Source organism: Micromonospora sp. NBC_01796 (assembly GCF_035917455.1).
Taxonomy (GTDB): Bacteria; Actinomycetota; Actinomycetes; order Mycobacteriales; family Micromonosporaceae; genus Micromonospora_G.
This window is the reverse complement of record NZ_CP109078.1, coordinates 2,979,471-3,005,729: the sequence shown is the minus strand read 5'-3', so window position 1 is coordinate 3,005,729 and position 26,259 is coordinate 2,979,471. Positions and strand designations below refer to the sequence as shown.

27 protein-coding genes and 2 tRNA genes are annotated in these 26,259 nt (G+C 72.0%); 11 read left to right on the top strand and 18 right to left on the bottom strand.

The genetic code is table 11. The annotated features are described in order from the left end of the window. Positions 1 to 142: 142 nt before the first annotated feature. The 3 genes from OIE47_RS13850 to OIE47_RS13840 form a co-directional block, all read right to left on the bottom strand. On the bottom strand, positions 143 to 694 hold the full coding sequence (locus OIE47_RS13850) for a YbaK/EbsC family protein (protein WP_326563091.1): 552 nt from the start codon (positions 692 to 694) through the stop codon (positions 143 to 145). Between the two features lie 79 nt (positions 695 to 773). Next, positions 774 to 974, bottom strand: coding sequence for a hypothetical protein (locus OIE47_RS13845; protein ID WP_326561895.1), 201 nt, complete (start codon positions 972 to 974; stop codon positions 774 to 776). A 37-nt stretch (positions 975 to 1,011) separates the two neighbouring features. Next, the gene (locus tag OIE47_RS13840) at positions 1,012 to 1,794 is read right to left on the bottom strand and encodes an SDR family oxidoreductase (RefSeq protein ID WP_326561894.1); all 783 of its coding nucleotides are present in this window, start codon (positions 1,792 to 1,794) and stop codon (positions 1,012 to 1,014) included. A 102-nt stretch (positions 1,795 to 1,896) separates the two neighbouring features. Here OIE47_RS13840 and OIE47_RS13835 point away from each other — a divergent pair, with 102 nt between their 5' ends. Both OIE47_RS13835 and OIE47_RS13830 read left to right on the top strand, forming a co-directional pair. Beyond that, positions 1,897 to 2,703 (top strand): alpha/beta fold hydrolase, encoded by an 807-nt coding sequence (locus OIE47_RS13835; RefSeq protein WP_326561893.1) that lies wholly within the window; start codon positions 1,897 to 1,899, stop codon positions 2,701 to 2,703. Then, a complete protein-coding gene (locus OIE47_RS13830; RefSeq protein ID WP_326561892.1) occupies positions 2,696 to 3,265 on the top strand; it encodes a TetR/AcrR family transcriptional regulator in 570 nt (189 codons plus the stop codon). The genes OIE47_RS13835 and OIE47_RS13830 overlap by 8 nt, the downstream gene beginning before the upstream one ends. A 33-nt stretch (positions 3,266 to 3,298) precedes the next feature. Here OIE47_RS13830 and OIE47_RS13825 read toward each other — a convergent pair whose 3' ends face one another. Together OIE47_RS13825 and OIE47_RS13820 are read right to left on the bottom strand one after the other, a co-directional pair. Then, entirely contained in the window at positions 3,299 to 4,669 is a 1,371-nt protein-coding gene (locus OIE47_RS13825; protein ID WP_326561891.1) for an MFS transporter, read from the bottom strand. A 135-nt stretch (positions 4,670 to 4,804) separates the two neighbouring features. Next, a complete protein-coding gene (locus tag OIE47_RS13820) occupies positions 4,805 to 5,059 on the bottom strand; it encodes a hypothetical protein (RefSeq protein ID WP_326561890.1) in 255 nt (84 codons plus the stop codon). A gap of 225 nt (positions 5,060 to 5,284) precedes the next feature. Here OIE47_RS13820 and OIE47_RS13815 point away from each other — a divergent pair, with 225 nt between their 5' ends. Continuing rightward, positions 5,285 to 9,829 carry an HAD-IC family P-type ATPase gene (locus tag OIE47_RS13815; RefSeq protein WP_326561889.1) on the top strand — a complete coding sequence of 1,515 codons (4,545 nt, stop codon included), beginning with the start codon at positions 5,285 to 5,287 and terminating at the stop codon, positions 9,827 to 9,829. Positions 9,830 to 9,838: 9 nt separating this feature from the next. Here the strand turns inward: OIE47_RS13815 and OIE47_RS13810 are convergent, their stop codons facing one another. After that, a complete protein-coding gene (locus OIE47_RS13810) occupies positions 9,839 to 11,479 on the bottom strand; it encodes a carboxylesterase/lipase family protein (protein ID WP_326561888.1) in 1,641 nt (546 codons plus the stop codon). 108 nt (positions 11,480 to 11,587) lie between these two features. On the opposite strand from OIE47_RS13810, the gene OIE47_RS13805 reads away from it, so the two are divergent. Both OIE47_RS13805 and OIE47_RS13800 read left to right on the top strand, forming a co-directional pair. Further along, on the top strand, positions 11,588 to 12,904 hold the full coding sequence (locus tag OIE47_RS13805; RefSeq protein WP_326561887.1) for a sensor histidine kinase: 1,317 nt from the start codon (positions 11,588 to 11,590) through the stop codon (positions 12,902 to 12,904). Further along, entirely contained in the window at positions 12,856 to 13,500 is a 645-nt protein-coding gene (locus OIE47_RS13800; RefSeq protein WP_326561886.1) for a response regulator transcription factor, read from the top strand. The genes OIE47_RS13805 and OIE47_RS13800 overlap by 49 nt, the downstream gene beginning before the upstream one ends. A 36-nt stretch (positions 13,501 to 13,536) precedes the next feature. On the opposite strand, the gene OIE47_RS13795 is transcribed toward OIE47_RS13800, so the two are convergent. The 7 genes from OIE47_RS13795 to OIE47_RS13765 all read right to left on the bottom strand — a co-directional run bounded on the left by OIE47_RS13795 (position 13,537) and on the right by OIE47_RS13765 (position 19,787). Further along, entirely contained in the window at positions 13,537 to 14,166 is a 630-nt protein-coding gene (locus tag OIE47_RS13795) for an MBL fold metallo-hydrolase (RefSeq protein ID WP_326561885.1), read from the bottom strand. Beyond that, positions 14,166 to 15,254: an S-(hydroxymethyl)mycothiol dehydrogenase gene (locus OIE47_RS13790; protein ID WP_326561884.1), complete on the bottom strand. Its 1,089-nt coding sequence runs from the start codon at positions 15,252 to 15,254 to the stop codon at positions 14,166 to 14,168. Before OIE47_RS13790 ends, OIE47_RS13795 begins: the two co-directional genes overlap by 1 nt. Before the next feature lie 183 nt (positions 15,255 to 15,437). Next, positions 15,438 to 16,064 (bottom strand): response regulator transcription factor, encoded by a 627-nt coding sequence (locus tag OIE47_RS13785; RefSeq protein WP_326561883.1) that lies wholly within the window; start codon positions 16,062 to 16,064, stop codon positions 15,438 to 15,440. Then, on the bottom strand, positions 16,054 to 17,250 hold the full coding sequence (locus tag OIE47_RS13780) for a sensor histidine kinase (protein WP_326561882.1): 1,197 nt from the start codon (positions 17,248 to 17,250) through the stop codon (positions 16,054 to 16,056). Before OIE47_RS13780 ends, OIE47_RS13785 begins: the two co-directional genes overlap by 11 nt. A gap of 34 nt (positions 17,251 to 17,284) precedes the next feature. Beyond that, positions 17,285 to 18,076 (bottom strand): ABC transporter permease, encoded by a 792-nt coding sequence (locus OIE47_RS13775; RefSeq protein WP_326561881.1) that lies wholly within the window; start codon positions 18,074 to 18,076, stop codon positions 17,285 to 17,287. Beyond that, complete coding sequence (locus OIE47_RS13770; RefSeq protein WP_326561880.1) at positions 18,073 to 19,059, bottom strand: ABC transporter ATP-binding protein; 987 nt, start codon at positions 19,057 to 19,059, stop codon at positions 18,073 to 18,075. The genes OIE47_RS13775 and OIE47_RS13770 overlap by 4 nt, the downstream gene beginning before the upstream one ends. A gap of 107 nt (positions 19,060 to 19,166) precedes the next feature. Then, positions 19,167 to 19,787, bottom strand: a complete 621-nt coding sequence (locus tag OIE47_RS13765; protein WP_326561879.1) for a TetR/AcrR family transcriptional regulator — start codon at positions 19,785 to 19,787, stop codon at positions 19,167 to 19,169. Between the two features lie 69 nt (positions 19,788 to 19,856). Here OIE47_RS13765 and OIE47_RS13760 point away from each other — a divergent pair, with 69 nt between their 5' ends. The 4 genes from OIE47_RS13760 (at position 19,857) to OIE47_RS13745 (ending at position 22,877) form a co-directional block, all read left to right on the top strand. Next, entirely contained in the window at positions 19,857 to 20,438 is a 582-nt protein-coding gene (locus OIE47_RS13760; protein ID WP_326561878.1) for a peroxiredoxin-like family protein, read from the top strand. 128 nt (positions 20,439 to 20,566) lie between these two features. Next, positions 20,567 to 21,994, top strand: coding sequence for an MFS transporter (locus tag OIE47_RS13755; RefSeq protein ID WP_326561877.1), 1,428 nt, complete (start codon positions 20,567 to 20,569; stop codon positions 21,992 to 21,994). Between the two features lie 104 nt (positions 21,995 to 22,098). Further along, on the top strand, positions 22,099 to 22,557 hold the full coding sequence (locus tag OIE47_RS13750) for a hypothetical protein (RefSeq protein ID WP_326561876.1): 459 nt from the start codon (positions 22,099 to 22,101) through the stop codon (positions 22,555 to 22,557). After that, positions 22,554 to 22,877 (top strand): transcriptional regulator, encoded by a 324-nt coding sequence (locus tag OIE47_RS13745; RefSeq protein ID WP_326561875.1) that lies wholly within the window; start codon positions 22,554 to 22,556, stop codon positions 22,875 to 22,877. Before OIE47_RS13750 ends, OIE47_RS13745 begins: the two co-directional genes overlap by 4 nt. A 98-nt stretch (positions 22,878 to 22,975) precedes the next feature. On the opposite strand, the gene OIE47_RS13740 is transcribed toward OIE47_RS13745, so the two are convergent. Next, positions 22,976 to 23,581 carry a cadmium resistance transporter gene (locus OIE47_RS13740; protein ID WP_326561874.1) on the bottom strand — a complete coding sequence of 202 codons (606 nt, stop codon included), beginning with the start codon at positions 23,579 to 23,581 and terminating at the stop codon, positions 22,976 to 22,978. Positions 23,582 to 23,668: 87 nt separating this feature from the next. Between OIE47_RS13740 and OIE47_RS13735 the strand changes: the two genes are divergently transcribed. Both OIE47_RS13735 and OIE47_RS13730 read left to right on the top strand, forming a co-directional pair. Beyond that, complete coding sequence (locus tag OIE47_RS13735; RefSeq protein ID WP_326561873.1) at positions 23,669 to 24,436, top strand: ATP-grasp domain-containing protein; 768 nt, start codon at positions 23,669 to 23,671, stop codon at positions 24,434 to 24,436. 72 nt (positions 24,437 to 24,508) lie between these two features. Beyond that, positions 24,509 to 24,748, top strand: coding sequence for a DUF4259 domain-containing protein (locus OIE47_RS13730; RefSeq protein ID WP_326561872.1), 240 nt, complete (start codon positions 24,509 to 24,511; stop codon positions 24,746 to 24,748). On the opposite strand, the gene OIE47_RS13725 is transcribed toward OIE47_RS13730, so the two are convergent. The 4 genes from OIE47_RS13725 to OIE47_RS13710 form a co-directional block, all read right to left on the bottom strand. Then, a tRNA-Ala gene (locus OIE47_RS13725) sits at positions 24,719 to 24,794 on the bottom strand. The genes OIE47_RS13730 and OIE47_RS13725 overlap by 30 nt on opposite strands. A 46-nt stretch (positions 24,795 to 24,840) precedes the next feature. Then, positions 24,841 to 24,969, bottom strand: coding sequence for a DLW-39 family protein (locus tag OIE47_RS13720; RefSeq protein ID WP_211349269.1), 129 nt, complete (start codon positions 24,967 to 24,969; stop codon positions 24,841 to 24,843). Between the two features lie 41 nt (positions 24,970 to 25,010). Further along, positions 25,011 to 25,084, bottom strand: a tRNA-Ile gene (locus OIE47_RS13715). A 177-nt stretch (positions 25,085 to 25,261) separates the two neighbouring features. Continuing rightward, positions 25,262 to 26,257 (bottom strand): DUF3566 domain-containing protein, encoded by a 996-nt coding sequence (locus tag OIE47_RS13710; RefSeq protein WP_326561871.1) that lies wholly within the window; start codon positions 26,255 to 26,257, stop codon positions 25,262 to 25,264. Positions 26,258 to 26,259 lie beyond the last annotated feature (2 nt).

Below are 26,259 nucleotides of genomic sequence, written 5' to 3'. Positions count from 1 at the left end.
GATCACGGTCGGCGCGCAACACTCCGTCCTACCCCGTCGAGCGAAGTTGACCATGAAGTTAGCGACCGAAAATCAGCCCGATCCCGTCGCTAACTTCATGATCGACGAGTCGACGGGGCGTAGCGTGACCGGCTCGGGCGGGTCAGGCGGCCGGTCGGGCCAGGTCCGGGACCACGCGCGCGTTGGGCAGGGTGGCCAGGGCCCGACCGGGCACCGCGATCTTGCTGTGCCGTACGCCGGAACCGATGATCACGTACTTGCTGTCGATGACCCGCTCGTCGACCAGGATCGGCCATTCCGACGGCAGCCCGATCGGGGTGATGCCGCCGTACTCCATGCCGGTGAGGCTGACCGCGTCGTCCATCGGGGCGAAGCTCGCCTTGCGTACGTCGAGCTGGCGGCGGACCACACCGTTCACGTCCGCCCTGGTGGTCGCCAGGATCATGCAGGCGGCGTAGCGGGTCACACCGTCCCGCTTGCCGGCCACCACGACACAGTTGGCCGAGACGTCCAACCCCACCTCGTACGCGGCACAGAAGGCGGCGGTGTCCGCGAGCGTGGCGTCGATCGGCGCGACCAGGATGTCGTCCACCGGCACCGAACCATCCGCCGGCCAGCCCTGTACGGCCACCGCCACCGGCGGGGCGAGCAGGTCGAGGCGGGTACGGGCCGGTTCCGTCTGCAAGGTCCCCATCACGGCTCGATCCTCGCACCGCCGACCCGCCTCCGCCCACCCGACCCGGCGCCACAGCGGGGCACCGGGGTGATCGTCGTCAGCTCCCGGTGAGGAAGGCGTTCTCCCGGGCGAAGGTGCGCTCCTCCAGCCGGGCCCGCTCGGCGGCCTGCTCGGCGGCGTTCTCCTGCCGAGCCTGGGCGACATCCTGCAAACCGTGGCGTACGGCGATGCGCATCACGCCGTACAGGCAGGGGAATCCACAGACGTACAGCAGCAGTGCGGCAGCGAATTGAAGCATGGGTTCACGTTAGGACGACGGATTGTCCGAGAAACCCTCATTTACCGGCTGATCCCCCGTACGTGTCGGCGAGGTAGTCGGCCCAGGTCAGGGTGCCGGTCGGGGTGGCGGTGGTGGTCAGGGCACCCGCGCGTACCGTCCGGCCGAACGTGCCCGGAAACCGGATCGACAGCACCGGGCGGCGCCGGCCCCGGGCGGTGAGCCAGGCGGCTGCGGCCTCGTCGTACCGGAGCACCTGCGGTCCGCCGTACTCCTCGATGGTCCGGCTCGGGCCGGCGGCCAACCGGTCCGAGATCCGGCCGGCCACGTCGCGCGGGTCGACGGGCTGGGCGAGCAGGGCACGGTCGCCGAGCACCGGCCCGAGCCGGCTGGCGCCGCCCAGGATCTGGTCCAGCAACTGCGGGAACTGGGTGGCCCGCAGGATGCTCCAGGGCACCGCACCGGCGGCCACCACCTGCTCCGCGGCGAGTTTGAGCCGGTAGTACCGCAGGGGCACCTGGTCGATGCCGACGATCGAGACGTACAGCAGGTGGCGTACCCCGGCCTCGGCGGCGTCGGTGACCAGCCGGCGGGTCCCGGCCACGTCGACCCGGGCGCTCGTCGACCTCGTCGCGGAGGCCAGGTGGACAACCGCGTCCACGCCGGTGACCGCCAGGTCGACACCGGTGCCGGCGGCCAGGTCCGCGACCACCCATTCGACCCCGTCGGCAGCCGGCCGGGGCCGCCGGCTCATTCCTCGTACGTCGAACCCCGCGCCCAGCAGGCGGGGTACGACCGCCCGGCCGAGCGTGCCGCTGGCGCCGGTGACCAGAACCTTCATCGTGTGCTCCCTTCCGGGGATGGGACGGGGCGACCGATCGATCTGTGACGGTGAGCCGCTTCACAGTTGACGAATCTGGTTAATGGCATTAACTTTGCAGCTATGACGATTAACTTCCTTGATCGCGGCGAAGGCCGGATCGCGTACACGGTGCGGGGCGAAGGTCCCCTGGTCATCTGCCTACCCGGCATGGGCGAGCTGCGCTCGGTATACCGGTTTACCGAACCCGTCCTGGTCGACGCCGGCTACCGGGTCGCCGTGCTGGACCTGCGCGGCCACGGCGACAGCGACGACGGCTTCCGCGACCACGACGACGAGGCACTGGCCAGCGACGCCCTGGCCCTCGTCGACCACCTCGGCGGGCCGGCGTTCCTGGTCGGCAACTCGATGGGCGGCAGCGCCGCGATCCTCGCCGCCGCGGCCGAACCGACCAAGGTGACCGGGCTGGCGCTGCTCGGCGCGTTCGTCCGGGACCCGAAGCTGAACCCGGTCATGGGACTCGCCATGCGGCTCCTACTGCTCAAGCCCTGGGGACCGGCCGCCTGGCGGATGTACCTCAAGACGCTCTACCCCGGACGGCCCCCGGCGGACCAGGCCGAACACCTGGCCGAGGTCGCGGCGAGCTTCCGGCGGGGCGACCACTGGCGCTCGTTCGTCAAGACCACCAAGCTCTCGCACGCCGTGGTCGAGGGACGGCTCGACGCGGTCCGGGCGCCCGCGCTGGTCGTGATGGGTGAGAAGGACCCGGACTTCACCGACCCGGCGGGCGAGGCCCGGTACACGGCCGAACGGCTGGGCGGCGAACTGATGCTGGTGCCGAACAGCGGCCACTACCCGATGACCGAGTACCCCGAACTGGTCAACCCGGCGCTGGTCGCCTTCGTCAACCGGATCAGCACGAATGCCTAGAGCCGGCCTCACCCCCGCGATCGTCGTCGCCGAAGCGGCCAGGGTCGCCGACGAGCACGGACTCGACCGGCTCACCCTCGCCGCCGTCGCGCAGCAGCTCGGCGTCACCCTGCCCAGCCTCTACAAGCACGTACGGGGTCTGGACGGGTTGGCGCAGCAGCTCGCCGTCCGAGCACTGACCGAGCTGACCGAACGGCTCACCGATGCCACGGTCGGGCTCTCCGGCACCGCCGCCGTACGGGCGATGGCCTCGGCGTACCGGGAGTACGCGCGTACCCACCCAGGCAGTTACGCGGCCACCCTGCGGGCACCCGATCCGGGTCACCCGGCGCACGTCGCCGCCGCCGAACGGAGCGTACGGGTGGTCTTCGCGGTGCTCGCCGCGTACGGCCTGGAGGGTGACCGGGCGGTCGACGCGACCAGGGCGCTGCGCAGTGCCCTGCACGGATTCGTCACCCTGGAGGCAGCCCACGGCTTCGGGCTGCCCCAGGACCTGAACCGGTCCTACGACCTGTTGGTCGACGCCCTCGACCGGTCGCTGCGCACCTGGCCGGAGAACTGAGCCGCCGAGCCGGACCGCCGAGCCGGGCCACACTCAGGTGCGCGGGTTCACCCGGCCGGCGACCAGCCCACCCAGCAACGCCAGACCGGTGGCGACCGCGAACCCGGCCAGGTACGTACCCGGCCCCGGTGCGGTCGTCGCGGCGAGCAACCCCCCGGTGAACGCCAGTACGGTCGCACCCGACAACGAGTCGCTGAGCTGGAGTGCCGAACTGTTGCGCCCCTGCTCCTGCGGCTCCGACAGCTCCAGGGTCAGCACCGAGATCGACGGGTAGGCCAGCCCGATCCCGAGCCCCGCCACCGCCCAGGCGACGATGCCCAGCACCACCGGCACCGCCGTGGCCAGCATCAGCGGCGCGGCGGCGGCGATACCGGCGGCCATCAGCAGCAACCCGACCCGGGGCAGGGTGGCCCGCGACCTCGGCTGCCGTACCCGCCCCTGCACCCACGAGCCGAGCGACCAGGAGACGGCACCGGCCGCGAGCGCGGCACCGGCGAGCGCCGGGGCGAGTTCCCGCTCCCGGGTGAGCAGCAGCGGGATGAACACCTCCGCCCCGACGAACGCCGCCGCAGCCAGCCCGCGCAACGCGATCACCGTCGGCAGCCCGCGCGCCGCCCGGAGCACCCCGGCCGGCAACAACCGGGGTACGCACAACCCCAGGCCGGCGAGGGCCGACACGATCAACACGACCTCGAGAGTGCCGTGCTGCTGCCCCCCGACGTGCAGCAGTCCGGCACTCACCGCGGCCCCGCACGCCCACCCGATCCGGCGTACCGAGCCGGGCACCAGCCGACGCGCCGGCTGGTCGCCCATCCCGCGCAGAGCCGGGCGGATCAGCAGCACCGCCGGCACCGCCAACGCCGGTACGGCGAGGAACACCCAGCGCCAGCCGACGTACTGCACGATCAGGCCGGCAATCGCCGGTCCGACCAGCGACGGGACCACCCAGGCGGCGGCGAACGCGGCGAAGACCCGCCGGTGCAGCGCCTCCGGGTAGACCCGCGCCACCACCACGTAGAGCGCCACGATGAGCAGGCCCGAACCGAGTCCCTGCAACACCCGCCCGATCACGAACTGCACCATGTTCGGGGCGGTACCGGCGACCACCAGACCGACCACGAACCAGGCAACGCCGTGCCGTACCGGGGCGGCCGGGCCACGCGCGTCGCTCCACATCCCGGCGACGACCATGGTGACCACACCGGCGGCGGCCGGCCCGCCGAAGGCGAGCGCGTACAGCCGCAACCCGTCCAGGGCGTGCGCGATGGTCGGCATCGCGGTGGCGACCGCGAGCGCCTCGAACGCGAGCAGCGAGATGAGCGCCACCATGCCCACGCTCAGCCCCCGGAACCGCCGGTCGAACAGCCCTTGCGCCGTCGGCGTCGGTGCCAGCAGCGCGGTCACCGGGACAACTCGATCATGAGGCGGCGCCCCTTCCACTCCGGCCGGTGGTCGACCGGTCGCGAGGCACCAGCATCGAACATGAACCGGGGTTCAGGTCAAGCCGAATCGGGCCGGGCCGGGCGCGTACCGAAGCCGCTACGCCTGCTGCAAGGCCTCGCCTAATCCTTTGGCCAACCCGGAAAAGTGCTGGTCGGCGATGAGGTGACCGGCGGTGATCACCAGGGCCAGCGGCCACTCGATGATCTGGAGGGCGGCGAGCAGGCCGAGACCGGCGTAGTAGGCGATCTTGTCGGGTGGCGGGGCCGCGATCTCGCCGAAACCGGGGATCCGCACCCTTCCGGCGTACAACTCGACCACCTTGCGCGGGTCATGCAGGACGCTGACGTTCATGGCTGCCTCCCAGGGTCGACGTGTGCCGGTTGGCATTCCACCGTCGACCGCGTCCATGCGCCGGGGCGGGGCGAAAACCAGGAAACTTCGTCACCTTGGCACGCATAACGTACCCACACCTGGGAAGCCAGGGCCGACCGTGGATCCGGGGGGCGATATGGCGTACACGAGCATCAGGAGTCGACAGCAGTCGCAGCGGCACGAAGCCGTCATCCGCGCGGCTCGATGACGCCGTTCGGACTGAACCTCACCGGAGCCCTGCCGACGCCAACCGTCTCGAACCTGCTCAGCGGTGTCTCCCGAGGTGCCCAGGAGCTGGCCAACCGGGCGGGAGCCCTGGCCGGTCAGGGTGCGCGCGCCGCCGGACTCACCCAACGCGGGGTACGGTCCCGACCCGGCCGCCACCACATCGAGGTACGTGGCGTCGCCCAACCCGGCAGCGAACGGCTCGCCCACCGGGTGGAGGAAGCGCTCGAACGGATCCCCGGAGTGCGCTGGGCCCGGGTCAACGCACCCACCGGTCGGGTGGTGGTGGCGGTCGACGACCCCGCACCCCGGTTGCGGGACCTGATCGCGGCGATCGTCGCGACCGAACGTACCGATGACTGCGAGCACCACCCCGACGACCGGCAACCGCACCCGCCGGAGGAAGGCCCACGGACCCGGCGCGCCGTCTCCACGCTGGCCGCCGACGCCTTCGGCCTGGGGCTGACCGTGGCCACCCGGATCCTGCCCTTCACCCCGCTGCCGGGCGAGTTCGCCGGGCTGCTCAAGGCGATCGACATGCACCCGAAGCTGCACGCGCTGGTCGGGCAGAGCCTGCGCGGCGACCACCGGGCGGACTCGTTCCTGCCGCTGGCCGAGGCGCTGGCGCTCGGCCTGACCGGCGGGTGGGCGGGCATCCTGCTCGACGGCGCGCAGCGGGTGTTGCAGTGGCAGGAGGCTCGGGCCCAGCTCACCGCCTGGCAGGAGGCCGAACCCCGGCTCGCCGGTACGCCCGAACTGGCCTCGGCGGGCCCCCTGCTCGACGGGCGCCCCCGCCCGAAACCGGACGGCCCACTGGAGCGGTACGTCGCCCGGATGCTGACCGCCGGCGCCCTGGCCGGGGCGACCGCCCTGCCGTTCGCCGGCCCCAAACGGGCCGCCGCGCTGGCCATGTCCGGCCTGTCCAACGCACCGTTCGACGGCCGCGAGAGCTACGCCGCCCAGCTCGGCCGGGCGCTCGCCGCCCGGGGCGTGATCGCCATGGACCGTTCGGTGCTGCGCGAACTCGACCGGGTCGACACCCTGGTGCTGGACGAGTCGGTGCTGCACTCCAACCGGGGCACCCTGACCGACCTGGTGCCGCTGGCCGGCGACCCGGAGGAGGTCGCCGCCCAGGCGTTCGCCCTGTTCGACCCGACCGCCCCGGACGAGCTGCGCCAGGCGGACGGTTGGCGGCTCGGCCCCTTCGCCGAACTCGGCCTGGCCGCGCCGAACGACCACCCCGAGGCGAGCCGGCTGTTCGACTCCGGTGGCACCGTGCTCGGGCTCGCCCACGGCGGTGAACTCGCGGCGGCGGTCAAGTACGAACCGGAGCCGGCACCCGGCGTCGACGCCCTGCCGTCGGCGACCCGCCGGGTCGGCGTACGGCTGGTCGTGGCGAGCGCCGACGCCGACCGGTACGACTTCGCCGACGCCGTGGTGCCCGGCGGCCCCGACCTGACCGCGTCGATCCGATCGTTGCAGGCCGAAGGGGCGATGGTCATGCTCGTCTCCGGCGACCGGCGGGCACTCGGCGCGGCCGACTGCGGACTGGGCATCTGGCACCCGGCCGAAGCCCCGCCGTGGGGCGCGCACCTGCTGGTCGGCGCGGACCTGGAGGTACCCGCGTTCATCGTCGAGGCGGTCGGCGTGGCCAAGATGTTGACCCGGCAGAACATCGCCCTGGCCGCGGCCGGCACCAGCCTCGGCGCACTGACCGCCTTCACCTCCCCGGTGAACCTGCTGCCCCGCCGGACGATGAACAGCGTCAACCTGGCCGGCGCGATGGCCCTGGCGAACGGCATCTGGCGGGCCAAACGGCTGCCCACGCACGGCACCGCGCGACCGACCGGGGTCGCCACACCGTGGCACCTGATGCCGGTGCCGACCGTGCTCGCCCGCCTGGACACCGGCACGGACGGGCTGAGCTCGCAGGAGGCGCAACGGCGCGGGCGCGACACCGGCGCGGACGACCACCAGGGCATGAGTCTCGGCCGGGCCTTCGTCGACGAACTCGCCAACCCGCTCACCCCGGTGCTGGTCGCCGGGGCCGGCCTCTCCGCAGCGGTCGGCTCGGTGGTGGACGCCGCACTGGTCGGCGGCGTGGTCGGGCTCTCCGCACTGGTCGGCGCCATCCACCAGATCAACACGGAGAAGTCGCTGTCCGAGCTGCTGTCCCGTTCGGCGGTCACCGCCCGGGTCCGGCGCGACGGCGCGGAACGGGTGGTCGCCGCGAACGACCTGGTCACCGGCGACATCGTCCTGGTCGGACCCGGCGACGCCATCCCGGCCGACTGCCGGGTGCTGGAGGCCGCCGGCCTGGAGGCGGACGAGTCGTCGCTGACCGGCGAGTCCCTGCCGGTCACGAAGGACACCCGGTCGGTGGTCGCCGCGGCGGTCGCCGACCGGCACTCGATGCTCTACGAGGGAACCACCGTCGCCGCCGGCCGGGGCGTCGCGGTGGTGGTCGCGACCGGCTCCGACACCGAGGTGGGACGCGGGATGGCGCTGGCCCGCCAGGCGCCACCGGGCAGCGGTGTCGAGGCCCGGCTGACCAAGCTGACCAAGGCCACCATCCCGGTCGCCGCCGGTGCCGCGATGGCGGTCGCCGGGGCGGGACTGTTCCGGGGCGTACCGCTGGCCGAGACCGCCGCGACCGCCGCGAACCTCGCCGTGGCGTCGGTGCCGGAAGGGCTGCCGTTCCTGGTCAGCGCGGCCCAACTGGCCGCCGCCCGGCGACTGGCCGACCACGGGGCACTGGTCCGCAACCCACGCACGATCGAGGCCCTCGGCCGGGTCGACGTGCTCTGCTTCGACAAGACCGGAACCCTGACCGAGGGCCACCTGCGGCTCGCCGGGGTCGCCGACAGCGAGCGGTACGCCGAGGTCGACGCGCTCGACCGTACGCTGCGCCACGTCCTCGCCGCCGCCCTGCGCGCCACCCCGGAGGCGGACCAGCCGGAGCAGCTCAGCGGGCAGACCGACCGGGCGGTGCTGGTCGGGGCGCAGACCGCCGAGGTCCAGCCGACCACCGGCTGCCGTAGCTGGCAGTACGCCGCCGCGCTGCCATTCGAGCCGTCCCGGGGTTACCACGCGACGGTCGGCAACCGGCACCAGACGTACCTGCTCAGCGTGAAGGGGGCACCGGAGACGATCCTGCCCCGGTGCGGACGGAAGCGGACCCGCAACGGCGACGAGGCGTTGGACGACGCCGGCCGGGAGGCGCTCCAGGAGATGATGGGCCGGCACGCGGGGGCCGGTCAGCGGGTGTTGGCGGTCGCCGAGCGGGTGCTCGACCACGACTCGGTCACCGACGCGGACGTCACCGACCTGACCTTCGTCGGCTGCCTGACCCTCGCCGACGGCGTACGGGCCAGCGCGGCACCCGCGGTCGCCCGGATCCGGCAGGCCGGTGTGCACACCATCATGATCACGGGCGACCATCCGGGCACCGCCGCCGCGATCGCCTCGATCATCAGCACCGACGACACCGAGCAGCGGGTCGCCACCGGCACCGAACTCGACCGGCTCGACGACGCGGCGCTCGCCGAGCGACTGGCCCGTACGGACGTGGTCGCCCGGTGCACCCCGGCCCACAAGGTACGGATCATCCAGGCCCTGCAACAGGCCGGGCGGGTGGTCGCGATGACCGGTGACGGGGCCAACGACGCCCCCGCGATCCGGCTCGCCGACGTGGGCATCGCGCTCGGTCAACGCGGCACCCCCGCCGCCCGCGCCGCCGCCGACCTGGTGGTCACCGACGACCGGCTCGAAACGATCATCGCCACCCTGGTCGAGGGCCGGGCCATGTGGTCCTCGGTACGCCACGCGCTGAGCATCCTGGTCGGCGGCAACCTCGGCGAGATCGCGTTCAGCGTGCTGACCGCCGCCGCCACCGGCCGGTCCGCCCTCAACGGTCGACAGCTCCTGCTGGTCAACCTGCTCACCGACCTGGCCCCCGCGATGGCGATCGCGATCCGGGCACCCAACCCGGACGCCACCGACGGCCTGCTGCTCGAAGGACCGGACAGCTCGCTCGGCGGCAGCCTGAACCGGGAGATCGCCTCCCGGGCCGCGACCACCACCCTCGGCGCCACCGCCGGCTGGACCCTGGCCCGGTACACCGGACGGCAGCGCCGCGCCGGCACCATCGCGCTCGCCTCGCTGGTCGGCACCCAACTCGGCCAGACGGTGGTGGACGGCGGCGCCAGCCCTGCCGTACTCGTCTCGACCGCGGGCTCGTTGGCGGTCCTGGCCGGGGTGATCCAGACCCCGGGGGTGAGCCAGTTCTTCGGCTGCACCCCGCTCGGCCCGCTCGGCTGGGGCATCGCCGCAGGCAGCGCGCTCGGCGCCACCTTCGCCAGCAGCACCCTCAGCCGGTTCTTCGTCCGCCCGGACGACGACCACGCCCCGGCTGACGGTTCGCCCGCCGACCATGCCCCGGCCGAGGGTGGAGCCGACGCGGGTACGGCCGGGGCGGGGCCGGACGGCGGTACGTCCCCCGGTGGCAGCCACCGGGGGACGTAGACCGGGCGTTCAGTTGCCGAGGGATCGCCAGAAGTCGTACCGGTGCGCCCGACCGAAGTCGACGGGCCCCACGGCTCCGGGCGCCAGGGACTGCACCCGCTCCCCGGAGAACTCGGACCAGTACGGCGCACCCCCGCCGTTCGGGTTCCCGGTGTGCGCGAAGCGCGTCCAGTAGCCGATCATCTGCTCCGCCAACCGGGCCTGGGCGTCACTGAGCGGTGCCGCGTAGTCGACGTCGAACAGGTACGGCAGTTCCGAGGTGTGGAACGCCCCCAGCGGGAAGCCGGGCTCCTGCGCGCCGACGAAGAACGGGGCCCGGTCGTCGGCGAACTCGTAGGCGTACGTGGGGGTGTGCCGGGCCAGGGTCTTCACCGTGTCGAGGATCGGCCTGGACCAGATCTGGTCGGTCAGTACGGCACCGAGCGCCACACTCGGCGACTGGTACGCCTCACTCGGGTAGCGCCGGTGCACCTTCGCCGCGTCGGCACCGAACAGCTCGTCCAACTCGTCGCGGTACTGGTCTGCCGTGAGCGGGCACTCGTTGGGCCGACCGGGCAGGGACGGCACCCCGGGTCCGCAGTTGTCGCCGCGTACCTCCATCCCCCACACCCGCAGCCGTTCCTCGTCACGGTTGCCGCCGTGGATCACCGGCACCCGGTTGAAGTGGCCGGCGGCCAGGGCACGGGCCGTGTCGACGGGCAGGACCGGACCACCGAGCACCGGACCGAACTCGATCCGGTCACTCTTGTCCAGCAACTCGGCCACGTCCGTACGACGCAGGCAGGACGCGGCGGTGGCCGGATCGGCGCACCCCAGGTCCCGCGCCACCGAGAGCCCTTCGTTTCTGGCCATCTCGCGTGGCCGCAACGAGGACGGCGTGGACGGCGACCAGCCGGCGGTGCAGGGACCGCTCTGCATGATCGCCCGGTGGAAGAGGCCCGCCGAGGCCGGTGCGGCCAGGTGGGCGCAGGTGCTGAAGCTGCCCGCCGACTCCCCGAACAGCGTGACGTTGCCCGGGTCGCCCCCGAAGGCGGTCGCGTTGCGACGTACCCAACGCAGGGCCGCCTGCTGGTCCTCGATGCCGAAGTTGCCGGAGGCGGAGGCGCCGGCTTCGAGTGCCGGATGGGCCAGGAAGCCGAGCATGCCGAGCCGGTAGTTGACCGACACGACGACCACATCGCCCCGTACGGCCAGGGACCCGGCACCGTAGATGTCGCCGGCGCCGTACTTCAGGCTGCCGCCGTGCAGCCAGACCATCACCGGCAGCCGCCTGCCGGTGGTCCGGGCCGGTGTGGTCACGTTGACGAAGAGGCAGTCCTCGGCGGTGCTCGGGCGCCCCATCGGGATCCCGGCGGGTTGGGCGCAGGCGGCACCGGCCACCGTCGCATCACGTACGCCGGTCCAGTTCGCCGGTGGACGCGGCGACTTCCAGCGCAGCTCGCCCGTTGGTGGTGCCGCGTACGGGATGGCGAGGAACGACCGGTGGTCGTCGGCGACCACACCCCGCACCGAACCGCTGTCGGTACGGACCACAGCCGGGTCCCGCCCGGCGTCCGGCGGTCCCGCCGAGGCGGTGCCGGTCCCGGTGAGGACGGTGGAGATGACGGCCAGGCCGAGTACGGCCCGGAAGAAAGCGCTCGTTCTGTTCATGGCTTCGAGCCAATCCGATCCGGCCGGCGGGCACAGGGGTGGCACGTCCCGAACCCCGGTGGTGTTAACACCCCTGATCTCCGGCCCGACACCGTCCACACTGGGCGCATGGCCAGCCGAACTCTGCACCCGTCGATCCGGTCCCTGCGGCCGTGGGGACGTCACGGACTGCTCTGCGCCCTGCGCGGGCTACCCGACGCCGTCCTGGCCGTCACCGCGAACATCGCCCTGTTCGTGCTGTCGGTGCTGTCCCTCCTGACCACGGTGGTGGGAGTCGGCCTGTTCGCCGTACCGGTGGTGACGGCGGCCGTACGCCGGGTCGCCAACCTGCGACGGCGGTCGGCCGGTACGTGGGCGGAGGTCCCGATCCCGGTCCCCTACCGGCCGGAGCCGGCCGGGCGGCAGAACCCGTGGCAGCGTTACCGGCACACGGTCACCGATCCGGCGACCTGGCGCGACCTGCTCTGGCTGGTGCTCGGAATCCCGGTGGGCCTGGTCCTCGGGCTCGTACCCACCCTGCTCATCCTGTACGGGCTGCTCGGCGTCGTGCTCGAACCGGTCCTGCTCGGGGTGGTGCTGGGCCCGTTCGGGTACGCCGCCACCTGGCCCGTCGACGACCTGGCCACCAGGCTCCTCGTCTTCCCCCAGGGGGTGCTCATCCTGATCACCGGGCTGGCGGCGGCACCTCTGGCGCTGCGCGTACACGCCCTCTTCGCCCGCTGGCTGCTGGCACCGACCCGGTCGGCCGCGTTGACCCGACGGGTACGGGACCTGACCGAGAGCCGGGCGGAGACGGTCGACGCGCAGGCCGCCGAGCTGCGCCGGATCGAACGGGACCTGCACGACGGCGCACAGGCCCGGATCGTGGCGGTCGGCATGACGATCGGGCTGGCCGAGGAACTCGTCGGCCGGGACCCGCAGGCCGCCCGACTGCTGCTGGGCGAGGCACGGGAGGCCAGCGGCCAGGCTCTGGTGGAACTGCGCGACCTGGTACGCGGAATCCACCCGCCGGTGCTCGCCGAGCGCGGCCTGAGCGGTGCCGTACAGGCCCTGGCCCTGGCCGTGCCGTTGCCCGTACGGGTCCGGGTGGAGCTGTCCGGACGGCCGGAGGCGCCGGTCGAGTCGGCCGCGTACTTCGCCGTCGCGGAGGCGCTGGCCAACGTGACCAAGCACGGCCGCGCCGGTACGGCGTGGATCGAGGTGACCCACACCGGCGGCCGGCTCGTGGTCGTGGTGGGCGACGACGGGCAAGGGGGCGCCGACCCCGACCGGGGCACCGGCCTACGCGGCATCGGGCGTCGCCTGGCCGCGTTCGATGGCACGATGACCGTCACCAGCCCGCCCGGTGGACCGACCGTCGTCACCATGGAGCTCTCGTGCGAGTTGTCATCGCGGAAGACCTGGCCCTCCTCCGGGACGGCCTGACCCGGCTGCTCACCGCCTTCGGCTTCGAGGTCGTCGCCGCGGTCGACAACGGTCCCGCCCTGCTGCCGGCGCTGACCACCCACCGGCCCGACGTGGCCGTGGTCGACGTACGGCTGCCGCCGACGTTCACCGACGAGGGGTTGCAGGCCGCGATCGGAGCCCGCGCACAGGTCCCCGGACTGCCCGTACTGGTGCTGTCCCAGCACGTCGAGCAGCTCTACGCCCGCGAACTGCTCTCCGACCGCAGCGGCGGGGTGGGTTACCTGCTCAAGGACCGGGTGTCCAATGTGGGGCAGTTCGTCGACGCGGTACGTCAGGTGGCGTCCGGCGGCACGGTGATGGACCCCGAGGTGGTGGCCCAGTTGCTGGCCCGGCGCACCCGCGACGAACCGCTCGCCGGGTTGACCGCGCGCGAGCGCGAGGTCCTCGGCCTGATGGCCGAGGGACTCTCGAACGCGGCGGTCGCCGAACGACTCTTCGTCACCGAGAAGGCCGTCAGCAAACACATCAACAGCATCTTCGGCAAACTCGGCCTGCCACCCTCGGACGACAACAACCGGCGGGTCCTGGCCGTGCTCACCTACCTCAACGCCTGAGCAGCGCCCCTCAAACCCTGAGCGGTACGCCCCGCCTCAGTGGCCTCGGGCCAGCCACTCCTCCAGGTGCGGCGCCTCGTCGCCGATCGTCGTACGGTCGCCGTGGCCGGTGTGCACCACGGTCTCCGGTGGCAGTCCCAGCAGCCGGTCCCGGATCGAGGCGACGATGGTGCCGAAGTCGCTGAACGACCGCCCGGTCGCCCCCGGGCCACCGGCGAAGAGGGTGTCCCCGGTGAACACCGCACCGAGCCGGGGTACGTGGAAACTGCACGCCCCCGGACTGTGCCCCGGCGTGTGCAGGACGGTGAGCACCACCCCTGCCACCTCGATCGTCTGCCCGTCGGACAGCTCACCATCGGGTACGACCTCCGGGTGCACCTGGTCCCAGAGGACCCGGTCGTCCGGGTGCAGCAGCACCGGTGCACCGGTCGCCTCGGCCAGTTCCGGCGCGACCCGGACGTGGTCGTCGTGGGCGTGGGTGGCCAGGATCGCCCGTACCCGCCGGTCACCGACCGTACGCAGAATCGTCTCCACGTCGTGCGGGGCGTCGATCACCACGCACTCGTGGTCGTCCCCGATCACCCAGACGTTGTTGTCCACGTCGAAGGTCTGACCGTCGAGGGAGAAGGTGCCCGAGGTGACCGCGTGGTCGATCCGGGTCGCCATCAGAAGATCACCACAGAGCGGAGTACGTCGCCCCGGTGCATCCGGGCGAACGCCTCCTCCACCTGCTCCAGGGCGATCTCCTCGGTGACGAAGCTGTCCAGGTCCAGCCGGCCCTGTAGGTACAGCTCGGTGAGCAGGGGGAAGTCGCGGCTGGGCAGGCAGTCGCCGTACCAGCTCGACTTGAGCGCCCCGCCGCGACCGAAGACGTCCAGCAGCGGCAACTCGGGGACCTTCATCTCCGGTGTCGGCACCCCGACCAGGACCACCGTGCCGGCCAGGTCACGGGCGTAGAACGCCTGCTGCCAGGTTTCCGGGCGGCCGACCGCGTCGACCACCACGTCCGCCCCGAACCCGCCGGTCAGGGCCTTGATCGCCTCGACCGGGTCGGTTTCGCGGGCGTTGACGGTGTGGGTGGCGCCGAACCCCCTGGCCCACTCCAGCTTCCGGGGGTCGGTGTCGACCGCGATGATCGTGGTCGCGCCGGCCAGCACCGCACCGGCCACCGCACCGTCACCGACCCCACCGCAGCCGATCACCGCGACGGAGTCGCCCCGGGTCACCCCGCCGGTGTTCATCGCCGCGCCGAGGCCGGCCATCACCCCGCATCCGAGCAGACCCACGGCGGCCGGTCGGGCCGCCGGGTTGACCTTTGTGCACTGTCCGGCGTGTACCAGGGTCTTCTCCACGAACGCGCCGATGCCCAGGGCCGGCGACAGCTCGGTGCCGTCGGTGAGGGTCATCCTCTGCTTGGCGTTGTGGGTGTTGAAGCAGTACCAGGGCTTGCCCTTGTTGCAGGCCCGGCAGTCGCCGCAGACCGCCCGCCAGTTCAGTACGACGAAGTCGCCCGGCGCCACGTCGGTGACACCCTCGCCGACCTGTTCCACGATCCCGGCCGCCTCGTGGCCGAGCAGGAACGGGTAGTCGTCGTTGATCCCGCCCTCGCGGTAGTGCAGATCGGTGTGGCAGACCCCGCAGCTCTGCACCCGCACCACGGCCTCGCCCGGTCCGGGGTCCGGCACCACGATCGTGGCCACCTCCACCGGTGCACCCTTGGCCCTCGAGATGACCCCGCGTACTTCCTGGCCCACTGGTCCGCCCTCACTTCCGCCGCGATCGATCCCTCGGTCATGATCCCGACGTATCACACCATGCGCATGAATCGAGGGCCAGCGCTACGACCGGCACCGGGCCGGGCCGGCAGCCGGATCCGTAGCCGCCGAGCTGGATCCGTAGCCGCCGAGCCGCGAGGCTCAGCCGCCGAGGAGCCGGGATCAGTCGCCGAGGAGCCAGCCGTTCTGCTCGGCGATCCGTACCGCCTCGGTCCGGTTGTGCGCCCCGGTCTTGCCGATCGCGGCGGAGAGGTGGTTGCGTACGGTCCCCTCGGACAGGTGCAGGGTCGCCGCGAGGGAGGCCACCGTACCGCCGCCCCTGGCCGCCCGCAGCACCTCGGTCTCCCGCTCGGTGAGCGGGCTGACACCGCTGGCCAGGGTCTCCGCTGCCAGGGTCGGGTCGACCACGCGCAGCCCGGAGTGCACCCGCCGGACGGCGTCGGCGAGCTGCCGGGCCGGGGTGTCCTTGACCACGAACCCGTCCGCACCGGCCTCCATCGCCCGGCGCAGGTAACCGGGGCGGCCGAAGGTGGTGACCACCAGCACCCGGCAGCCGGGTACGCCGGCACGCAGGGCGGCGGTGGCCGCGATCCCGTCCAGTCCGGGCATCTCCACGTCGAGCAGGGCGACGTCGGGTGCCGTACGCCGGGCGGCGTCGAGCACCTCGTCGCCGCGCCCGACCTCGGCGACCACGGTCAGGTCCGGTTCGAGGGAGAGCAGTGCGGCCAGGGCACCCCGGACGAGCGCCTGGTCGTCGGCGAGCAGTAACCGGATGGACTCAGCGGTCATCTGCCCGGTCCATTTCGACCCGGAGCCGGAAACCCCGACCGCCCGGACCCCGGCCCAGCCTCACCCGCCCGCCGGCCTGGTCGGCCCGTTCGCGCAGCCCGACCAGCCCGTGACCGGCGTACGCGGGATCGGGTCCGGTGGTCGACCGGTCAGGGTCGCCGACCGGTCCCCGGCCGTCGTCGAGCACCTCGACGTGATCGGGGCCGAGCCGGACGGTGCAGCACCGGGCGCCGCTGTGTCGTACCACGTTGGTCACCCCTTCCCGGACCGCCCAGCCGAACAACTCGGCCCGGCCCGCCGGCAGTTCCGGAACGGAGTCCGGCAGGTCGGCCCGGATGCCCGCCGCGTCCAGCGCCGAGCGGGCGCCAGCCAGTTCGCCGGCCAGGGTGACCTCACGGTACGCCCCGACGGTGCCCCGTACGTCGGCCAGCGCCTCGCGGGCCAGCCGCTCCACGTCGGCGATCTCGACGGCGGCCCGGGACGGGTCGACCTCCAGCAGCCGTCCGGCGAGTTCGGCCTTGACCGCCACCACGGTCAGCGAGTGCCCGAGGATGTCGTGCAGGTCGCGGGCGGCACGGGCCCGTTCCCCGGCGACCGCCAGCCGGTGGATCTCCCGCTGCGCGCTGAGCAGGTCGGCGTTGCGTTCGGCCAGCCGGGTCACCCCGAAGGTGGCGAACGCGGCCAGCAGGACGGAGAAGACCAGGTGGGACTGGCTGCGCCAGGCCGGTACAGCCAGCGGCGCGACGGCCGCGACCACCGCCAGCACGGCGACCACCAGCAGGGCGGTACGCCGTGGCAGCAGCAGCACCGCCGCGGTGGCGAGGTAGACGATCGTGACCAGCCAGTCCGCACCGGCGCCGGGGATGGCGAGCAGGCCGAGGCAGAGCAGCAGGGCGAGCAGCACCCAGTTCAGCCGGTTGTCGAGCATCCCCCAGGTGGTCGGCGTACCGGTGCCCGCCCGCCGGAGCCGGGCCCGGACCACCAGCACGAAGATGAGCACGTAGGCGAGGCCGAAGGCGGCCAGCGCGCCGACCGCCAGGTCCCGGGCGAATCCGGGCGGGTGGTTCCAGGCGGAGCTGATCGGTTGGCTCAGGTAGACCAGCCAGATCGCGCCGACCACCCAGCCGAGGTCCCGCCGGCCGTGGCTGCCGGGCCACCACCGGGCCGACCGGGGCGGGGAGGTCACCGGCCCACCCTAACCAGCCCGGCGGTGTCCCCGGTCATACCCGCTGGGTGTCGCGCCGGAACAGGCGGGCGGCGCCGAAGCCGAAGGCGACGGTCCAGGCCAGTACGTTCACCACCGCGCCCAGGGTGAACCCCGATCCGGTCAGCGGGCTGCGGGCGATCTCGCCGACGCCGTACACCGGGGTGAACCTGGCGATGTCCTGCATGGCCTGCGGCAGCACTTCGAGCGGCACGAAGAGGCCGCCGAACATGGCCAGGATGGCGAGGATCGGGCCGAGGAACTGCATCACGTTCTCGGCCGGGGCGAGGTAGCCGACGAAGAGTCCGAAGGCGGCGAAGACGAGCGAGCCGATCCAGGCGGCCAGCCCGGCGAGCACCCAGACGTGCACCGGCATCCGTACGCCGGAAACCCCGCCGACGACAAACTCGACCACGACCGCGACCAGGCCGAGCGCCATCGCGGTCAGCACCTTGGTGGTCACGTACGCGGCCGGACGCAGCGGGGTGAGCCGGAGTTGCCGGCTCCAGCCCAGGGCGCGTTCGACCGCGACCATGCCGCCGCCGCTGGTGGTCGCGACCATCGCGCCGTAGACAGCCAGGCTGATCATGATGTAGCCGGTGACCGGGGAGCCGTTGTCGAGGGTCTGACCGCGCTGCGGCAGGCCGAACAGGAGGAAGAAGACCGCCGGCATGACCAGGATGAAGATCATCGTACGGCGGTTGCGCAGCACCCGACGGATCTCCAACAGCAGGAAGGTCGGCGTGAAGCCACCGAGCGCCGGACGTTGCCGGCTCACGGTCTGCCGGACAGAGGCGGTGCTGGTCATCGGGTCCTCCGGTCTTCGATCGCGGTGCCACCGGCGTCACGGCTCGGGGCCTCGGCGGCGGTGAGGGCGATGAACGCGTCCTCCAGGTTGCGCGAGGTGATCTCCAGGTCCCGCGCGGCGGTGGTGGTGAGCAGGTGCCGGGCCACCGAGTCGGAGTCGGTGGCGTGCAGCAGTACGGTGTCGCCGCGTACCTCGACCGAGTCGACGCCCGGCAGTGCGGCGAGCCGTACCTGGTCGGCGCCGGGCAGCGTGGCCCGGACCAGCCGGCCGGCGGCCAGGTTCTTGATCTCGGCACTGGTGCCGTCGGCGACGATCCGCCCCTGCCGGACCAGGACGATCCGGTCGGCGTACGCGTCCGCCTCTTCGAGGTAGTGGGTGGCGAACAGGACCGTGCGTCCGGTTCGGGCGTCCTGCCGGATCGCGGTCCAGAAGTCCCGCCGCCCCTCGACGTCCATCCCGGTCGTCGGCTCGTCCAGGACCATCAGGTCCGGGTCGGAGAGCAGTGCCAGGGCGAACCGGAGCCGCTGCTGCTGGCCGCCGGAGCACTTACCCACCCGACGGTCGGCGATCCCGGTGATGCCGGCCCGGTCGAGCACCTCGGCCACCGGACGGGCGTGGCTGAAGAAGGTGGCGGTCATCCGTACCGTCTCCGCCACGGTCAGGTCCTTGAGCAGTCCACCGGTCTGCATGACGGCGGCGATCCGGCCCTGCCCGATCGCCTCGGCGGGCGCCTGCCCGTAGACCCGTACGGTTCCCGAGGTCGGCTGGGCCAGGCCGAGCAGCATGTCGATCGTGGTGGTCTTGCCGGCGCCGTTCGGCCCGAGGAAGGCCACCACCTCGCCGGGCTCGATGCGCAGGCTGAGCCCGTCGACGGCGGTCACCGACCCGAAGGTCTTGGTCAGTCCGGTCAGCTCCACGGCGGGGTTCCCCGCACCGCTGACCGCCCGTGGTGCGGCCGGCACCACGGTCGTTGATCTCGTCATGGGACCAGGTTGCGCCGTCGGGCGCCGGTCCCGATCGGCCGCGCGTCACCACCTGACCATGACATTTGTCAGCCCTGCCGATCGCCCTCGTCTAGTGCTTCGGGTGATCAGGGTGTGGTGGCCGTCCCGAGTCCGGCGAGCACGATGGCGAGCCCGCCCCGGAACTCCTCTGCGGCGGGGATCTCCCGCGCGGTCCGGGCGGTCTCGGCGAGCAGCGGGAACGGCGTGGGCGGCAGCTCCGCCAGCACGACGGTGCCCGGCCCGGAGAGCGGGCCGAGCTGTTCGGCGCTGAACGCGCCGACCAGATAGCTGATCAGCGTACGGAAGGCGATGACCCGCCGCCGGTCGGCGAACCCGGCCTCGGTGAGGATGCCGAGCACCGCCTCACCCCAGGCCATCACGTGCGGGTTGCGGTGCCGGTGGCTGAGGAACAGCGGTACGACAGCGGGGTGTGCGGCGACCGCTTCCCGGATCCGCTCGGCCAGGACGGTCACGCGTTCGGTCCAGGAGCCGTCCGGCGCGCTCGGGTCCAGCTCGCTCAGCACCAGGTCGACCACGAGCTGTTCGAGCTGCTCGCGGTCCTCCACGTAGCGGTACAGCGACATGGTGCCGATGCCGAGTTCCTGCGCGACCGTACGCATCGAGAGGGTGTCGAGCCCGGCGCCGTCGATCACGGCGAGGGCCGCGGCGGCGATCCGGCCGTGGGTGAGGGACTTCGGACGAGGCATGGCCTTGACAGCGTACGCCATACGCCTACCCTCGTAGGAGTACACCGTACGCCTACAGAGAGGACTGACATGCCCCGAGACAGAGCCCACCGACTGCCGCCCGGACACCTCGTCGCCCCCCTGGAACTGATCACCGTCGACGGCGAGCCGGTGGTCGTCCCGGACCCGGATCGACTGGTCCACCTTCAGTTCCGGCGGTTCGCCGGTTGCCCGGTCTGCAACCTGCACCTGCGTTCCGTGGTCCGCCGGCACGCGGAGATCGAGGCGGCCGGCGTACGCGAGGTGGTCCTCTTCCATTCCGAGGCGGACGAGCTGCGCGAACACACCGCCGACCTTCCGTTCGCGGTGATCGCCGACCCGGACCGGCGGTGGTACCGCACGTTCGGGGTGGAGGCGGCACCCCGAGCCCTCCTCGACCCGCGGGTCTGGGGCCCGATCCTCCGCTCGATCACGCTCGACCTGGTGGCGGTCGTCCGGCACGGCAAACCCCTGCCCTCGACCAGCCAGCCCAACGGCCGGATCGGCCTACCCGCCGACTTCCTGATCGACACCGACGGCCGGCTGATCGCCAGTAAGTACGGTTCCCACGCCTACGACCAGTGGTCGGTGGACGAACTGCTCAACCTCGCCCGCGTGGACGTACGCCGCTGACCCTGTGTCCTTGCTCATAGCTCGCGCCTCAGGCCGGTGTACGGCGTAGACCACGTCTACGTTGTAAACGTACGTCGTATACCTACGTTGTACACGTATCAGCCGCCGGCTTCCTTATGAGGTACGCAATGCGACGCAGTCCCTGGGCCACCCTCGCGGTGTTGGCACTCGCCCAGTTCATCGTGGTGCTCGACGTGACGATCGTGAACGTCGCACTGCCCGACATCCAGTCCGACCTGAACTTCAGCACCGACAACCTGCAATGGGTGATCAGCGCGTACACCCTGCTCTTCGGTGGCTTCCTGCTCCTCGGCGGTCGCGCCGCCGACCTGCTCGGACCTCGCCGGGTGTTCGTCGGCGGACTCGTCCTGTTCGGGGTGACCTCCCTGCTGGCCGGGTTCGCCACCTCGCCGGGGCTCCTGATCGGGGCGAGAGCCGTTCAAGGGCTGGGTGGCGCGCTGCTCTCGCCGGCGGCGCTGGCCATCCTCACCGTGACCTTCGCGCACGGGCGGGCCCGAAACATCGCCATGGGCGTCTGGGGCGGTCTGGCCGGGCTCGGCGGCACCCTGGGCGTCGTCGCTGGTGGCCTGCTCGTCGACTCGCTGAGCTGGCGCTGGGTCTTCTTCGTGAACGTGCCGATCGTGATCGCCCTGGTCGCGATCATCCCGACCTTCGTCCGCGACATCCGCCACAACGAGCACGGCAACCGGACCTTCGACGTGGCGGGCGCGTTCCTCGGCACCGGCGGCCTGCTCGCCGTCGTCTTCGGCGTCGTACGCGCCGAGGCGAGCGGGTGGGGCTCACTCGAGGTCGTCGGCTTCCTCACCGGCGGAATCGCGCTCCTGATCGCCTTCATCGCGGTCGAGGCCCGCTCCGCCGCACCACTCGTACCGCTGCGGTTGTTCCGCTCCCGCGCCCTGAGCGTCTCCAGCGCCGCCCTGGCCCTCAACGGCGCCGGCTTCCTCTCCATGTTCTTCCTGACCGCGATCTACCTCCAGCAGGTACGCGGCGACTCGCCCCTGGCCGCAGGCGTGCACTTCCTGCCCATGGGTGCCGCCGCGATCGTCGGCGCCGCCCTCTCCACCCAGCTGGTGCACCGGATCGGCACCCGTACGCTCCAACTCGCCGGCGCGGTGCTCAGCGTCGCCGGTCTGCTGCTGCTCTCCCGGGCCGGGGCCACCGGCAGCTACGCCACCGAGCTGCTGCCCGGCTTCGTCCTGTTCGGACTGGGCATTCTCGGCGTCGGCGTACCGGCCCAGATCGCCGCCGTGGCCGACGTCGCGCACCACGAGGCGGGTGCCGCGTCGGGCGTGGTGACCGCCGTCTACCAGGTCGGCGGTGCACTGGGGTTGGCCATCGTCACCACCCTGTCCATCACCCGCACCACCGACGCGGTCGCCCAGGGGCTCGACCAGCAGCAGGCCCTGGTCGAGGGCTTCCACCGTGGACTGATGGTGGCCGCCGCGTTCGCCATCCTCAACCTCGTGGTCTCGCTCGCCACCCCGCAGTTGCGCCCCGATGCCGAACAGGTCGCGGAGGCGGCCGTCGCGGCGTAACCGCGACGCGGAACCTTCCTGAGGGTGCCGCGGGACCTTCCCGAGTTTCCGCTACCGAAAGTCTTTACTTGCCATGACGGAAAGTCTCGGACACACTTTCCGTCATGGCAAGTGATGCACCCCTCGACCCGACCGCCCACCGCCCCACCCCGGCGGAGGCTGCCGCAGCCCTGCGGCAGGTGCAGGACACCCAGTCCTCGCTCGGCCGCAGACTCGCACCGAGCTGGTATTTCGCAGCCGTCGCGGCGATGCTGGGCGGGACCACCCTGAGCCAACTACTGCCCACCGCCGCCACCATCGTGGTCACGCTCGTGCTGGTCGCCGCCATGGGCGCGATGGTGCGGGTCTTCTTCGACCGGGCCGGAGTCGTACCGCAGGTCGGCAAGATCAACGCTCGATGGATCATCCTCGCCACGACGCCGCTGGTGTTCGTGACGCTCGCCGCCGCATGGCTGGACGACTCCGGCCGCCCCTGGGCCTGGATCGTCGCCGCCGTCCTCAACTCCGGGGCGGTGCTGGCCCTGGGCTGGTGGCACCGCCGTCGGTTGCGGGCCGGGGCATGACCACCCTGGCCCCGGAGCCGGGCGGCTTCAACCTGATCATCCACGCGCCGAACCGGTTGCTGATCTGCGCGCTGCTCGACAGCGTCGCCGAGATCGAGTTCGGCGTGGTCCAGGAACGGCTGTCGGTCAGCGCCTCCGTACTCAGCAAACATGTGACGGTCCTGACCGAGGCGGGCTACGTCACCCAGCGCAAGGCGGTCCGGGAGACCCGACCCCGAGTCTGGCTCCAGTTCACCCCGGAGGGACGGGCGGCGTACCGGGCCCACGTCGCCGCCCTACAGGCGATCGTCGGCACGCACTCCGGCCCGGCCGGGGCCTGACGGCAGGCTCGCCGGACACCGGCACTGGCCGGCAAGCATGCCCCGGGGCGGGGCGGGGCGGGGCGGGGCGGGGCGGGGCCCGGCCGCCGCCGGCCAGATCACCGCAGGTGGCCGATCACCCCGGACTCGATGACGATAACCGCGCCGATGAGCATGAAGACCCCCGGCACGATCCAGTGCCCGTACCGCTGGACGATCGCGATGACCTGCCGGTGCGAGCCGAGCCAGGAGCCGACCAGGCACCACACCGCGGTCAGTGCGGCAAACACCGCCACGGAGACCAGGCTGTCGGTCAACCCGACCGTACGGAACAGCGGGGTGTAGACGGAGATGTTGTCGGCACCGTTGGCGATCGTCACCCCGGCCACCGAAACCAGTCCGGTCGCCACCCCCGCTCCCGGCGGCTCGTCCTGCCCACGGGCACGGATCGCGGCGATCAGGCCGCGTACGCCCAACGCGAAGGGCAGCAGCCCGAGCAGGCCGACCCACTCGTCCGGCACGATCGTCAACCCCAGGGCCGCGACCGCCGACACCGCCACCAGTACGCCGATCCCGGCGTACTGGCCTGTCCAGACCTGCCACACCCTCGGCAGCCCGCTGGCCCGCGCGGAAAGAAACAGCACCGTGAGCACGATGATGTCGTCGACGTTCGTACCCGCGAACACACCGACCGCCGTCAGTAAGGTGCTCGCGAGATCTCCCACGGCCGACAGCGTACGAGTCCGCCGGGCGACAGGCCCTATTCGGCCAGGTACCCGGTTTCGGGATCGATTGCGGCAGGATCCTCGTCCGTGACACTCGTCCTGCCACCGCGACTGACCGCATCCGCGAAGAATCTGCGGGATGCGGCCCAGCGACGAGGGCTTCACACCATCCAACTGCCCACCTTCGAAGTACCGGCCGGTACGCGAGCCGATCACCTCCACGCGGGGCCGACCTTCGCCGACGCCGTCGCACCGATCCTCGGTATCGCTCCCCTGGAAGCGCCACCGGACTGGCTGACCGGACTGCCCAGGGAACTCACCCACCGGGAGATCACCCTGGTCACGGCCGGCGAAGCCTACGAACTGCGCCGACCGGCGTTCATCAAGTCGCCGAACGACAAGAGCATCCGGGCGATGATCTATACGGACGGCTCCCGTCTGCCCGGCCCCGACGCGATCGACCGGCAGACCCCCGTACTCGTCAGCGACATCGTCGACTTCGCCGCCGAGTACCGGCTACACCTGCTCGACGGCGCGGTCCACACCGCCAGTCAGTACGCCGAGCAGGGCAGGCTCCGCCTCGGACCTCCGTCCGCCGATACGCTCGCCTTCGGCGCCGACCTGCTGGCCGGGTTCGGCCACACCCTGCCCACCGCCATCGTGGTGGATGTGGGAGTCGTCGACGGCCACTGGGCTGTGATCGAGCCGAACGCGGCATGGGCCAGCGGGGCCTACGTGGCGGATCCCGACCTCGTGCTGGACGTCATCCTGCGTGCCGCCGGCCCGACCGCCGGGGTCAGCAGCCATGACCGGCGGTTCATCCGCGCACCCCAGCAGGAGCAAGATCGGGACTGAGCGCTGCCGGATCCGTGCCGAATCGCTCCGCTTGGCTTCATGATCCGCTTACTGCGAACGTAGAGGGAGCACATGGGCACCTGGGATGACGGCCCCTCCGACAACGACAGCGCCGCTGGCTGGTGCGGTGACCTCCACGATGCCGATCCGTCTGCACGGGCGGCACTTGTTCGTGCTGCCCTGGCAACGGCAGCGTCCAACGCCGGACACCTGCGTCAGCGGGAAAGCGGCCTGGAGGGTACGGATGGCCGTACTCGTACCAAGGTCAACGCAGGAGGGTGCTGGTGGAGCCAAGGGGACTCGAACCCCTAACCCCTGCCTTGCAAAGGCAGTGCTCTGCCAGTTGAGCTATGGCCCCGGAAGGCGGCTGACGCCGCCGGGTCGGGCGATCCAGGTCGAGCGAATTACCGGAGGTCCGGTGCGGTGGTGGCCTCGTGCCACAGCGCCCGCTCGTCGTTGGATTCCTTGACCTTCTTGGCGATCAGGGCCGCCACGCCGACAACGCTGGCGAGGATCAGAAGCTTCTTGAACATGACAGTCCCTCACGCTCGACTGCTGTCGGACGATCTGAAAGTGGGGCTAGCTGGAATCGAACCAGCGACCTCAGAGTTATCAGCTCTGCGCTCTAACCGACTGAGCTATAGCCCCGTGCGACGAGCAAGGTTACCGTACCTAAGGGCCAGGTCCCAACTCGGGGGCTGACCCCCAGGCTGACCTGCGACAACGAATTGTGCGCCGGTAACCCTGCGGTCGTCGCAGACGCTACCGAATGCGAAACGCCGGGGCCACCGCAATATCTGCGGCGCCCCCGGCGTCGGCACGTTGTCAGTCGCGCTCGGCGAGGGTCAACTCGATCCCACCGACCAGGTCGGCGCAGACGTTGTAGACGAACGCACCGAGCGTGGCGAGCGCGGTGAACAGCACCACGTTCACCAGCCCGATCAACGCCGAGCTGAGGATCACGCCCTTGGCGGTGATCTTCAGGGCGTTGTCACTCTGCCCACCACCGGCGTTGATCAGGTCGGTCAGGCTGCTGTTGACGCTCTCGAACACGCCCATCGCGTCCAACGCGAGGTAGAGCACCGAGGTCGCCACGATCACGACGACGAAGAGCACCAGCGACACCGCGAACGAGAATTTCATCACCGACCAGGGGTCGATGCGCTTGAGGTTCAGCCGGGCCCGTCGCGGCCCCCGCGAAGCGGCGGAACCGACCGCGCTGCGGGCCGAACGTACGGCCTCGCTGACCCGGGCCGCACCGACCGCGGCGGCGCCGCCGAACGTACGGGCCGGGCCACCGGTCGGGTTGGGCCGGGCCGATCCTGTCGCCCGTCCCTCGTCCGAGCCACCCGAACCACCCGGTCCACCCGTGGGCGCCCCCTGGGCCGGCTGACCCAGCACGGACATGCCCGGCATGGTCTGCCCCGGGGCGGACTGCCCGGATGCCGGCGGACCGGAGCTGCCCGGCATCGACGGTCTGCTCTGCGCGCCCGGCCGGTTCTGGCCGCCCGGTCGGTCGGCGGACGGGCCACCGGCCGACGTGGCAGCGCTGGCCGCCGCTCCGGAGGACGGTGTCGAGGGCGACCCGCCTTCGGTGCCGGATGCCTCGGTCGGGCGGCTGCCCGCTTCCCCGCCGGGCTGGTCCGGCGGGGGTGGCATGCCGGGGGCCCGGGTGAACTTCGGCGACGGTGCGTCGGCGGGGACTACCGCCCGGCCGACGGCCGCGCGGCCGGTCGCTGGTGCGCCGCCCGCGGCGGCCTCCTCATCGACCGGGTTGGCCGAGGTCCCCGCGCTCCCCGACTTCGCCTGTGTCTCCGTCATCA

Bases quoted from the DNA above. Each gene is read 5' to 3' on its own strand.
- OIE47_RS13850 (WP_326563091.1), bottom strand. From the start codon at position 694: ATGGGGACCTTGCAGACGGAACCGGCCCGTACCCGCCTCGACCTGCTC.
- OIE47_RS13845 (WP_326561895.1), bottom strand. From the start codon at position 974: ATGCTTCAATTCGCTGCCGCACTGCTGCTGTACGTCTGTGGATTCCCC.
- OIE47_RS13840 (WP_326561894.1), bottom strand. From the start codon at position 1,794: ATGAAGGTTCTGGTCACCGGCGCCAGCGGCACGCTCGGCCGGGCGGTC.
- OIE47_RS13835 (WP_326561893.1), top strand. From the start codon at position 1,897: ATGACGATTAACTTCCTTGATCGCGGCGAAGGCCGGATCGCGTACACG.
- OIE47_RS13830 (WP_326561892.1), top strand. From the start codon at position 2,696: ATGCCTAGAGCCGGCCTCACCCCCGCGATCGTCGTCGCCGAAGCGGCC.
- OIE47_RS13820 (WP_326561890.1), bottom strand. From the start codon at position 5,059: ATGAACGTCAGCGTCCTGCATGACCCGCGCAAGGTGGTCGAGTTGTAC.
- OIE47_RS13815 (WP_326561889.1), top strand. From the start codon at position 5,285: ATGACGCCGTTCGGACTGAACCTCACCGGAGCCCTGCCGACGCCAACC.
- OIE47_RS13810 (WP_326561888.1), bottom strand. From the start codon at position 11,479: ATGAACAGAACGAGCGCTTTCTTCCGGGCCGTACTCGGCCTGGCCGTC.
- OIE47_RS13805 (WP_326561887.1), top strand. From the start codon at position 11,588: ATGGCCAGCCGAACTCTGCACCCGTCGATCCGGTCCCTGCGGCCGTGG.
- OIE47_RS13795 (WP_326561885.1), bottom strand. From the start codon at position 14,166: ATGGCGACCCGGATCGACCACGCGGTCACCTCGGGCACCTTCTCCCTC.
- OIE47_RS13785 (WP_326561883.1), bottom strand. From the start codon at position 16,064: ATGACCGCTGAGTCCATCCGGTTACTGCTCGCCGACGACCAGGCGCTC.
- OIE47_RS13775 (WP_326561881.1), bottom strand. From the start codon at position 18,076: ATGACCAGCACCGCCTCTGTCCGGCAGACCGTGAGCCGGCAACGTCCG.
- OIE47_RS13770 (WP_326561880.1), bottom strand. From the start codon at position 19,059: ATGACGAGATCAACGACCGTGGTGCCGGCCGCACCACGGGCGGTCAGC.
- OIE47_RS13765 (WP_326561879.1), bottom strand. From the start codon at position 19,787: ATGCCTCGTCCGAAGTCCCTCACCCACGGCCGGATCGCCGCCGCGGCC.
- OIE47_RS13760 (WP_326561878.1), top strand. From the start codon at position 19,857: ATGCCCCGAGACAGAGCCCACCGACTGCCGCCCGGACACCTCGTCGCC.
- OIE47_RS13755 (WP_326561877.1), top strand. From the start codon at position 20,567: ATGCGACGCAGTCCCTGGGCCACCCTCGCGGTGTTGGCACTCGCCCAG.
- OIE47_RS13750 (WP_326561876.1), top strand. From the start codon at position 22,099: ATGGCAAGTGATGCACCCCTCGACCCGACCGCCCACCGCCCCACCCCG.
- OIE47_RS13745 (WP_326561875.1), top strand. From the start codon at position 22,554: ATGACCACCCTGGCCCCGGAGCCGGGCGGCTTCAACCTGATCATCCAC.
- OIE47_RS13730 (WP_326561872.1), top strand. From the start codon at position 24,509: ATGGGCACCTGGGATGACGGCCCCTCCGACAACGACAGCGCCGCTGGC.
- OIE47_RS13720 (WP_211349269.1), bottom strand. From the start codon at position 24,969: ATGTTCAAGAAGCTTCTGATCCTCGCCAGCGTTGTCGGCGTGGCGGCC.
- OIE47_RS13710 (WP_326561871.1), bottom strand. From the start codon at position 26,257: ATGACGGAGACACAGGCGAAGTCGGGGAGCGCGGGGACCTCGGCCAAC.